Raw genomic sequence first — 9,642 nt, 5'->3', positions numbered from 1 at the left:
CAAGGGAGCATCGCCTCGGTCAGACGGATATGGATTTCGATTAGCCACATAAGGTGGGTGCGCGGGTCCCGGCGCACCTCTTCGGGCGGGTGGGCAAGGGCATTCTCAACCGCCATTGTGACCTCAGACAGGATCATCTTTAGCAGAGTGGCCTTGCTGTCGAAATAGGAATAGAGCCCGCCCATGCTCACGCCAGAGGTTTGCGAAAGATCGCGTAAGCTCATGGCCTGAAACCCTTTTTTGTTCGAAAGCTCCAGCGCGGCGTTCAGGATCAGAGCCAGCTTGCGCACTGCAAGCTCGGGCTTCTGAATCGAGATGCTGTCGCGATTGTTCTCAAGGACCGAACGACACAGGTCATCGGTCGTTGGCAGGTAGGTGTTTGCGGCTTGGGTCATCTAAGGTCTTTCTGCGGCGCGGCAACGAATTGCCCGACATGCTGCAACAAAATTGTTGCCAGCGCCAGAGATACTGTGCAAGAAATAAATCGAGCGTTCGTTCGATTGAGGAATTGTTTACGTGCTACAGCATTCTACTTCTGCCGTCTCCCACGTAGGGTTTGACCTGACCGGGCGGACCGCGTTAGTGACCGGCGCTTCTTCTGGCCTCGGGGTACATTTTGCCCGGATTCTTGCCGCGCATGGGGCCGACGTCGCCGTTGCCGCCCGGCGGGTCGAGAAAGTATCAGATCTTGCGCAGGAGATCGTGGACGCGGGCGGCAGGGCACAAGCCCTGCGCCTCGACGTCACGGATGCGGCCTCGGTGTCCGAAGCCTTCGACGGGCGGCGCTTCGATATCGTCGTCAACAATGCCGGTATCGCCTTTAACGGCCCCGCGTTGGAAACGCCCGAAGAGAGCTGGCGCCAGGTGATCGACACCGATCTGACCGGTGTCTTCCTCGTTTCGCAAGCTGCCGCAACGGCCATGGTCGCGGACGGGCAGGGGGGCAGCATCATCAACATCGCCTCAATTTTGGGCAAACGCGTCGCAGGAGGGCTCTCGGCCTATGCCGCGGCCAAGGCGGCTGTGGTGCAGCTCACCCGCGCCCATGCGCTGGAATGGGCGCGCCATGACATCCGCGTGAACGCGATTTGTCCCGGATATATCGAAACTGATATTAACCGCGACTTTTTCGCAACCGCAGCAGGCCAGAAGCTCGTGAGCCGTATCCCCGTACGCCGACTGGGTCAGATGGAGGATCTCTCTGCGCCGCTGCTCTTGCTGGCCTCGGATCATGGTCGGTTCATGACCGGCTCGGAATTGGTGGTCGACGGCGGCCACTTGGTCACTTCACTATAAGGAACGCCCCATGGATTTCGCAATTTCCCCCGAGATTGAGGACTACCGCGCCCGCATTTCCCGCTTTGTAGATGAGGAGATTATTCCTCTTGAATCTGATCGCGGCGCCTATGACGCGCACGGAAACATCAACGAAGAGTTGCTGGGCACGTTGCGTGGTAAGGCTAAGGATGCGGGGCTCTGGTGCCTGCAGCTAAAGCCCGAGACTGGCGGCAAGGGTCTAAGCAAGGTGGGCATGGCTGTCTGCTATGAGGAAATGAACCGGTCAATCTTCGGACCGGTGGTCTTCAACTCGGCCGCACCTGATGACGGCAACATGATGGTGCTGGAGCAGGCCGCGACCGATGCGCAGAAAGAGCGCTGGCTTGCGCCCATTGTGGACGGGCGCGTGCGCTCGGCTTTCGCGATGACCGAGCCCGGTCCGGGCTCCGGCTCTGACCCCTCGATGATGCTGACCAAAGCTGAGCGGAAGGGCGACAAATACGTCATCACCGGCCGCAAATGGTTCATCACCGGCGCCGAGACGGCGCAGCATTTTATCCTGATGGCGCGCACGTCCGACGATCCGCGCCGGGGGCTGACGGCCTTCCTCTTTGACCGGGACCAACCCGGCTGGCACATTGATCGGCGCATCCCGATCATGGGGCCCGAGGAGCACGGTGGTCATTGCGAGCTGGTCTTCGACGGGCTGGAAGTCGATGCCGACAATGTGCTTCTTGGCGAGGGGCTTGGGCTTAAGGTCACGCAGATGCGCTTGGGGCCGGCCCGTCTGACCCATTGCATGCGCTGGTTAGGCCTGTCCAAGCGCTCGGTTGAGATCGCGCAGGACTACGCATCTGATCGCTATGCCTTCGGCGAACGCCTGATTGAGCGCGAAAGCATCCGCCAGATGCTGGGCGATCTGGCGATGAAGATCGAGATTGGCCGTCTTTTGGTGATGAAGGCTGCCTGGGCGCTGGACCAAGGCAGTTTCGCACGCAAGGAGGTCTCGATGGCCAAGGTACACGTTGCCAACCTGCTGCATCAGGCAGCCGATACCGGCATTCAGATCAACGGCGCGCGCGGCTATTCCACGGATACGCCCCTGGAGTGGATCTACCGCTACGCCCGTCAGGCGCGGCTCGTCGATGGCGCGGACGAGGTCCACATGATGGTTCTGGAGCGCTTCTTGAGCACGGAGCACCGGGATTTCTGGAACTGGGACGTGACCGAGAGCTGACACTTAGACACATGCCCGGCCGCTGCCGTCGTGGCGGGGTCAAGCGAAACATAAAGGCATGAGGAGGTGCCCACTTGTTCGACGCACAACATCTTGCGGCCCGCTCCGCCAATTTCCGTCCTCTGACTCCGCTCGATCTGCTTGAGCGGACGGTGGAAGTGCATGGCACCCGCCCGGCCGTGGCCTGGCACGACCGGATCTGGGACTACACCGAATTCCGCCAGATCGTCGCGCGCATGGCTCACTGGCTGAAGGCGCAGGGTGTGGGGCCCGGCGATGTGGTTTCGGTCATGCTGACAAACCGGCCCGAGATGTTGGCGGCGCATTTCGCCGTGCCCGCGCTTGGCGCGGTGCTCAATGCGCTCAACACGCGCCTGGCGGGCGAGGAAATCGCCTATATCCTCGATCACGCGGGCAGCAAGCTCGTCCTGTGCGAGGCGCGCACGGCGCCCGCGCTCGACGGTGTGGCGACCCCCGTCACGATGCTCTGCCACCGGCCCGGCGACGGTACGGGTCTCGATCTCTTCGAAGGTGAGGCGCCCGCGCTGGACTGGACCGCGAATGTCACGTCCGAGACCCAGGCCATCGCACTCAACTACACTTCCGGCACCACCGGGCGGCCCAAGGGTGTCGTCTGCACCCATCGTGGCGCCTATCTGAACGCGGTTGGCAACGTGATGATGCTCGGCTTCACCAGCGTGACGCGCTATCTCTGGACGCTGCCGATGTTCCATTGCAATGGCTGGTGCCACACCTGGGGCGTGACAGCCGCGGGCGGTCTGCATGTCTGTCTGGAGCAGGTGGACCCGGCCCCTATCCTTGAGCTGATCGGCCGTCATCAGGTCAGCCACATGTGCTGCGCGCCGGTGGTGCTTTATATGATCCTCGATCACGGGAGCAGCGGGCCGTTGCGCCGGGTGAAGGTGATGACCGGCGGCGCTGCGCCCACGCCCACGCTTCTGGCGGGGATGGAGGAGCGGGGGTTCGACTTGCTTCACGGCTACGGCCTGACCGAGAGCTACGGTCCCGCCACGCTTAATGATCCCGGCGCGGACGCCCCCGGCACGGTCGATGAGCGCGCCGCTATGTTGGCGCGACAGGGCTACCGCCACAACACTACCGCCGGTATCGCTATCGTCGATGAGGCCGGACAGGAAGTTCCCTATGACGGGCAGAGCGAGGGCGAGATCGTCCTGCGCAGCAACACAGTTATGGCCGGTTACTACCGCGATCCCGAGGCAACAGAGGCAGCTTTTGCAGGCGGCTTCCTGCACACCGGTGACGTGGCCGTGCGCCATCCCGATGGCCAGATCGAGATCCGCGATCGTGCGAAGGACGTGGTGATCTCGGGCGGGGAAAACATTTCCAGCATCGAATTAGAGACGGTGCTGCACAAGCACCCCGACGTACTGCTGGCTGCCGTCGTCGCCGCCCCGCATGAGAAATGGGGGGAGACCCCCTGGGCCTTCGTTGAGCCGCGCAAGGACTCTGCCCTGACCGAAGCCGACCTCGACGGGTTCTGCCGACAGCACCTGTCGGGCTTCAAGCGCCCGCGGCGCTTCGTCTTTGGTGAGTTGCCTAAGACCGCGACCGGCAAGATTCAGAAATTCCTGTTGCGGGAAACCGCCAAGCGGATGGTGACTCAATGAGCGGCCTTGATGCTCCGAATCTGCGCGACTGGCTGAGCCGTCATTTTCCCGAAGACGGCGGACCCGACGCCGCGCTGGCGTTCGAGCCGATCAGCGGTGGACAGTCGAACCCCACCTATTTCGTGAACTGGGGCGCACGCAGGCTGGTGCTTCGGCGCAAGCCAACCGGGCCGATCCTGCCCGGCGCCCACGCCATCGAGCGGGAGTTTCGTGTGCTCCGTGCGCTGGACGGGACCGATGTGCCCGTTCCCCGCGCGCTGGTGCTTGAGGAGGATGCCGAGGTTCTGGGCACGCCCTTCTACGTGATGGAGCGGCTTGAGGGGCGCGTCTTTTCGGACTGCGCATTGCCCGGGCTGAGCCCTGAAGAACGGCGGGCGATGTATCTTTCCATGGCAGAGACGCTTGCGCGGCTTCACGCGGTGCGCCCCGATGCGGTGGGCTTGGGCGATTATGGCCGGCCCAGTGGTTATTTCGAGCGGCAGCTACGGCGTTGGAGCGCGCAATATGCCAGATCACCCGGTCCGCGCATCGCCGCGCTCGACCAGCTGATGGAATGGCTACCTGCCAATATGCCTGCCGATAACGGTGCGGTGTCCATCGCCCATGGCGATTTTCGGCTGGGCAACATGATGTTCCATCCCACCGAGCCGCGGGTCATCGCGGTGCTCGACTGGGAGCTGTCGACCCTTGGCCATCCGCTGGCGGACTTGGGTTTCTGCGTCATGCCCTGGCAAACCGCGCCCGACGAATACGGCGGCATTCTGGGCCTCGACCATGCGGCGCTCGGCATTCCCACGCGGGAAGAGTTCGTGGCCCATTACCACGCCCATGCCCGCCCGACGCCGGAACTCACCCTTTTCCACCTCGCTTTCGCGCTCTTCCGCTTTGCGGTGATCTTCGTGGGGATTGCCGACCGCGCCCGGGCGGGTAGCGCCGCCTCCGATGAAGCGGCCGAGCTCGGCCCGCTTGCCGAACGCTTCGCCATCCGCGCGGTGCAGGCGGCCGGGCTCGATGGGCCGGATACCAGGGCCGAAACCCGAAAGGTGGTGTCATGAGACTCCTCAGACAGATCGAAAATATCAACATCATGATCGGGAAGGCCATCTCGTTCCTGATTTGGATCGGCATTGTCGTGCTCTGCTGGGAAGTGGTCGCCCGTTACGTGTTCGGCGCGCCCACCATTTGGGCCCATGGCTACACCCAGCGGATCTTCGGCGCCTATTTTGTGCTCGTAGGGGCCTACACGCTGATCCGTCGCAACCATGTTCGCGTGGACCTGCTGCTCAACACCCGTTCGCCGCGGTTCACTGCTTTTCTCGACCTGATCAACTGCATCTTCTTGATCATCTGGGGCAGCGTTCTGATCTGGGAGGGCTTCTGGCTTTTTGAGGACGCTTGGCGGTTCAACGAGCTTGACGACAGCGTGCTGCGGCACCCGATGTGGCCGATCAAGCTCTCACTCTTCCTAGGCGCAGTGCTGATCACCGTACAGGGCTTGATCGAAGCGATCCGCGCGCTGGTCCTTCTCGTCAATCCCGACGCCGATACCCAATCCGCCGCCGAGGCCCAAAGGAGCGAAATCCTATGAGCCCTGAAATCTTGACCATCGGAATGTTCGGGATGGTCCTCTTAGCCATCCTGTCGGGTGTATCGCTCGCTTTCGCCATGGGCGGTACGGCCGTCATCTTCGGCCTGCTGACCTTTGGCAGCTACGGCATGTATTCCATCGTTACTACGATGTTTGGCGCGATGTGGTCGATCCTTCTCTCGGCGATCCCGCTCTTCGTATTCATCGGCGTGGCATTGGCGCGATCAAAAATCGCCCATGACCTCTACCAAGCCTTCTACCTCTGGTCAGGCCGGACCAATGGCGGGTTGCTGCTGGGCACCGCTGGCTTTGCCGCGACGCTTTCAGCCATGACCGGAAGCTGCGCCGCGTCAACCATGACGACCGGACTTGTCGGAATCCCGGCAATGGACAAGCGCGGCTATGACCGCTCCTTCGTGCTGGGCACGATCGGTGCCTCGGGGACGCTGGGCATTCTGATCCCGCCCTCGATCACGCTGATCGTCATCGGCATGCAGACCGGGCAGTCGGTCGGGCGGCTCTTCTTGGGTGGCCTGATCTCGGGCCTGCTGCTGTTCGGGATCTTCCTGCTCTACATCGCCATCCGCAGTTACATGCGTCCTGAACTGGCGCCCGGCGCGGCAGAGGTGGCGCCGCTGCGCGAACGGATCGGCGCACTGCGCTCGGTTTTCTTGCCGCTGGTGGTCATCCTGTCGGTGCTGATCTCGATCTTCGCTGGCATCGCCACGCCCACCGAAGCCGCCGCTGTGGGTGCCGCTGCCGTAATCGTTTCGGTCGCCATCCGGCGCGAGCTCAATTGGACCTACATCAAGGAGGTCAGCTACGAAACCGCTGCCATGACCGGCATGGTCATCTGGATCGTCTTTGGGGCCAGCGCTTTCATTGCCGTCTACGGAGGGGCCGGGGGCACGACCTTCATGCAGAACTTCCTGCGCGGGCTCGACGTCTCGCCGCTGATGATGATCCTCATCCTTCAGGCGGTGACGCTGTTGCTGGGCATGTTCTTAGACCCCATTGGGATCATTCTGCTGATGCTTCCGATTTTCTTTCCGATCGTTGTGGAACTAGGCTTCGACCCGATTTGGTTCTGCATTCTGTTCCAACTCAACCTGTGTATCGGGTATATTTCGCCGCCCTTCGGCTATAACCTTTTCTACCTAAAGATCCTCAGCCCTGAGACGCCGATCAGCGCGATTTATCGCGCGATCACCCCCTATTTCCTGCTGATGCTGGCCACGGGCGCGCTGATCTTCCTGTTTCCCCAGATCATCACGAATTTCACCGATCTTCCGGAGCGGCTCTGATCCGCTTCGGCAGTCCCGGCGTCGCGGGAGGAGTGACGCGGCCCGGCCCCTTAACCTTGTGGAGGACTACATATGACCATCAACAAGCAACCGCTGTCCCGGCGTAAGCTACTCACGGCCGGCGCCGCTGCCGGTGCCGGTTCGATGCTGGCCGCACCGGCCGCCATCGCCCAGGGCAAGATCACCTGGAGGATGCAGACCCATTGGCCCACGGGCAACTGGTACTACGACGATGTCTTCGTCAAATTCGCCAACCGCGTGTCCGAGGCCACCGGCGGCGAGTTGACCATCGAACCGGTTCAGAACGATGGCATCGTGCCCACCGGCGAGGTCCTCAACGCCGTACGCCGCGGCCTGCTGGAAAGCGCTTTCATCTACCCGTCCTACTGGATGGGCCGGATCCCCGTCGCGGGTCATCTCAACGGTAACATCGGCACCTTCGGCAGCCACGAAGAAATGCACATGTTCATGTATGAGATGGGCGCAATCGACGTGATCCGCGAAGCCTACGCCGAGCATGGTATCTATCAGGCCGGCCCGGTCTCCTACGCCGGTCTGGCGCTCTACTCTAATCGCCCGTTGGTCACCAAGGAAGACTTCGACGGCTGGCGCGTCCGGTCTACGGGCACCGCGGCGATGGTATTCGAAAAGATGGGCGCCTCGCCCGTCTCGATCCCCGGTGGCGAACTTTATCAAGCGTTGCAAACTGGCGTGGTCGAGGGCGCGCATTGGGGGTCGATCTCTACCGGTTGGGGCATGAACTTCCAAGAAGTGACCAAATACATCGTCCAGCCCGATTTGGTTAGCCAACTTAACGGCGAAGTCATGGTCGGCATGAAGCAGTGGGAGGCCCTCGGCGACGATCTGAAGGCTACCTTTAACGAAATTGTGCGCGCCACCAGCGCCGACGCTTCCGCCCACTTCCTGCATCGCGACCTTTTGCGCAAGAAAGAGTTTGTCAAAGAGCTTGGCGGTGAGATCACCACACTTGAGCCTGCCGTAGTCGAAGAGCTGCGCGTGAAGTCGATGGAGGTCGTGGACGAGTTCGCTGAGCGTGATCCGAAATATTCCGGCCGCGTCGCCGAACTCCTGCACGAGTTCATGCGACTCACCGGGAAAGCCTGATCTCATGGCGGCGGGGGTTCTTTGCGGCCCCCGCCCTCGCGGCAAATTTTGCCGCTACCCACAGTGCCATTTGCAGGCTTTCGCCTATCCAGGTGGCGCCGGTACCGTCTCTCTTAAACTCCCCGGGCTCTTGCCCCAAAGCCGAGGCTGAATGATGCAACTTCCCAAAACGATGCGCGTGGTCGAAATCTCCGAATACGGTGGGCCCGAGGTCCTGAAACCTGCGACCCGTCCAGTGCCCCGGCCCGGCCCTGGGCAAATTCTTATCCGTCTCAGCCACGCGGGCGTGAACAGGCCTGACGCTTTGCAGCGCGCCGGCAACTACGCCCCGCCACCGGGTGCCTCGCCCCTGCCGGGGCTCGAAGGCGCGGGGTATGTGGCCGCGATTGGCGAGGGCGTAACCCGATGGGAGTTGGGCGATGCAGTGACTGCGCTGCTGCCCGGCGGAGGTTACGCCGAATACGCCGTGACCCATGCCGACCACGCCCTGCCGGTGCCTGAGGGCCTCTCGATGGAGCAGGCCGCGGCGCTTTGCGAGACCTATTACACCGTTTGGACCAACGTCTTCATGCGCGGCGGTCTGGAGGAGGGGGAGCGTTTCCTCGTTCATGGCGGCTCGTCGGGGATCGGCACGACAGCCATCCAGCTCGCCGCACTGCGCGGCGCACGGGTTTTCGCGACCGCTGGCTCGCCGGAAAAATGCGAGACCTGCAGAACCCTGGGCGCGGAACGCGCCATCAACTACCGCGAGGAAGATTATGTCGAGGTCATGAAAGCCGAAGGTGGAGCCCAGCTTATCCTCGACATGGTGGGTGGCCCTTATATGGCGCGCAACTTAGATGCCCTAGCCAACGACGGGCGCCTCGTCCAAATTGCCTTCCTGCAGGGCGCCGACATGCAACTTAATATGACCCAGGTAATGACCCGGCGGCTAACGATCACCGGCTCCACCCTGCGGCCCCAGAGCGACGCCGCCAAAGCCATGATCGCCGAGGCGCTGCTGAAAGAGGCTTGGCCTCATCTGGAGGCAGGTCGTATCGCGCCGGTGATGGACTCGGTCTACCCACTGGAGAAAGCTGCCGAAGCCCATGCGCGGATGGAGACATCTGAGCATATCGGTAAGATCGTTTTAAAGGTGGCGTGACCGCAATGGCCGCAACCGCCGATCCAGGTGCGGCGCGCATCCATTGGCTCACCGCGCCGCGCGATCCCGATCTTCGCCTGCATCTCGCGGCGCGCGGCGACGCGGCGGAGCGCCCGCCGATCCTGTTCGTGCATGGTGCCACGTTCTCGGGAAGGATGTTCGATATCGACGCCAGTGGTGTTAGCTGGCTCCGGGCCGCCGCTGCGGCGGGCTTTGCGGCCTATGCGCTAGACTTGCGCGGCTATGGCCGCTCGGGGGATGCCAATTGGCGCGCCCGGGCATTCGCAAACGGCGCGGGCCCGACCTGCACCGGGCCA

General features: G+C 62.5%; 10 protein-coding genes. 9 read left to right on the top strand and 1 reads right to left on the bottom strand.

Going from position 1 to position 9,642, the window contains the following annotated elements; translation table 11 throughout:
* A partial coding sequence (locus A3722_RS01965) for a TetR/AcrR family transcriptional regulator (protein WP_150120401.1) occupies positions 1–395 on the bottom strand: 395 nt, incomplete at its 3' end.
* Between the two features lie 121 nt (positions 396–516).
* Here A3722_RS01965 and A3722_RS01960 point away from each other — a divergent pair.
* The 9 genes from A3722_RS01960 to A3722_RS01920 form a co-directional block, all read left to right on the top strand.
* Positions 517–1,296 carry an SDR family NAD(P)-dependent oxidoreductase gene (locus A3722_RS01960; RefSeq protein WP_067625562.1) on the top strand — a complete coding sequence of 260 codons (780 nt, stop codon included), beginning with the start codon at positions 517–519 and terminating at the stop codon, positions 1,294–1,296.
* A gap of 10 nt (positions 1,297–1,306) precedes the next feature.
* A complete protein-coding gene (locus tag A3722_RS01955; protein WP_067625565.1) occupies positions 1,307–2,515 on the top strand; it encodes an acyl-CoA dehydrogenase family protein in 1,209 nt (402 codons plus the stop codon).
* Between the two features lie 74 nt (positions 2,516–2,589).
* Positions 2,590–4,164: an AMP-binding protein gene (locus tag A3722_RS01950; protein WP_067625568.1), complete on the top strand. Its 1,575-nt coding sequence runs from the start codon at positions 2,590–2,592 to the stop codon at positions 4,162–4,164.
* On the top strand, positions 4,161–5,219 hold the full coding sequence (locus A3722_RS01945; protein ID WP_067625575.1) for a phosphotransferase family protein: 1,059 nt from the start codon (positions 4,161–4,163) through the stop codon (positions 5,217–5,219). Before A3722_RS01950 ends, A3722_RS01945 begins: the two co-directional genes overlap by 4 nt.
* Positions 5,216–5,752 (top strand): TRAP transporter small permease subunit, encoded by a 537-nt coding sequence (locus A3722_RS01940; protein WP_067625576.1) that lies wholly within the window; start codon positions 5,216–5,218, stop codon positions 5,750–5,752. The genes A3722_RS01945 and A3722_RS01940 overlap by 4 nt, the downstream gene beginning before the upstream one ends.
* Positions 5,749–7,056, top strand: a complete 1,308-nt coding sequence (locus A3722_RS01935; protein WP_067625578.1) for a TRAP transporter large permease — start codon at positions 5,749–5,751, stop codon at positions 7,054–7,056. Before A3722_RS01940 ends, A3722_RS01935 begins: the two co-directional genes overlap by 4 nt.
* A 72-nt stretch (positions 7,057–7,128) precedes the next feature.
* The gene (locus A3722_RS01930) at positions 7,129–8,181 is read left to right on the top strand and encodes a TRAP transporter substrate-binding protein (protein ID WP_067625583.1); all 1,053 of its coding nucleotides are present in this window, start codon (positions 7,129–7,131) and stop codon (positions 8,179–8,181) included.
* A 154-nt stretch (positions 8,182–8,335) separates the two neighbouring features.
* Complete coding sequence (locus A3722_RS01925) at positions 8,336–9,325, top strand: NAD(P)H-quinone oxidoreductase (protein WP_067625630.1); 990 nt, start codon at positions 8,336–8,338, stop codon at positions 9,323–9,325.
* Positions 9,326–9,330: 5 nt separating this feature from the next.
* Positions 9,331–9,642 (top strand): alpha/beta fold hydrolase (locus tag A3722_RS01920; RefSeq protein WP_150120400.1); only part of this gene is annotated, 312 nt, incomplete at its 3' end.

This window comes from Sulfitobacter sp. HI0027, assembly GCF_001634775.1.
Taxonomy (GTDB): domain Bacteria; phylum Pseudomonadota; class Alphaproteobacteria; order Rhodobacterales; family Rhodobacteraceae; genus Sulfitobacter.
This window is presented reverse-complemented; position numbering and strand designations above follow the sequence as displayed.